This is a genomic window from Pararhizobium antarcticum (genome assembly GCF_001885585.1).
In the GTDB taxonomy this organism is placed as follows: Bacteria; Pseudomonadota; Alphaproteobacteria; order Rhizobiales; family Rhizobiaceae; genus Pararhizobium; species Pararhizobium antarcticum.
Map to the genome: position 1 here is coordinate 1 of NZ_LSRP01000062.1, position 725 is coordinate 725.

A 725-nucleotide genomic window follows, 5' to 3' on the forward strand; every position below is an offset into this window, starting at 1 on the left:
CGATTGAAGAACCGCTCAACGAGATTACGCTGTCGATAAACCCAGCGACTGAAGCTGAAGGTTTGCTTACGGTTGATTTTCGCTGGGATGTTTGCCCATGACTTGCGCTCTTTGGCGAAGCTTCTGATGGCATCAGTGTCATACGCGCGGTCGGCAAGAAGCGTCGATCCGGGCTGCAGATCGGATAGGAGCTTTTCTGCCATCGGCGCATCGCCGGCTTGGCCTGCCGTCAACTCCAGACGAACGGGCCTACCTTCCGCATCAACGAGTGCATGGATCTTGGTGGTCAGGCCGCCGCGGGAACGTCCCATGCAAGGATCGGCAGAGCCCCCTTTTTTGCGTTGGCACCATGCTGGTGAACGCGAACACAGGATGAATCGATCATCACGATGTCACCATCGTAACGTATTGAAACTGCATCAAGAAGGCGATCCCAAACACCGGCTGCGCGCCAGCGCGAGAAACGATTGTAAAGTGTCGTGCGCGGGCCATAGCGTTCCGGCACATCGCGCCAGGACGAGCCCGTCCTGAACCGCCAAAGGATGCCATTGATCACTCGACGATCATCAACCCGTCGCACTCCACGGCTTTTGTTTGGAAGAAGCGGTTCAAGCACAGCCCATTCTTCATCGCTCAATTCGTGACGGCGCATCGCAATCTCCTTTCAAGGAGATTGAATCACATCGAATGCCGAAGATGAACCCCGTTTATGGGGACGCGCCCTA

The 725-nt window shown here is 55.9% G+C and carries 1 pseudogene; it reads right to left on the reverse strand.

Going from position 1 to position 725, the window contains the following annotated elements:
* A pseudogene (locus AX760_RS26180) lies at window positions 1–658 on the reverse strand (IS5 family transposase); the annotation flags it as partial.
* Between the last annotated feature and the right edge of the window lie 67 nt (window positions 659–725).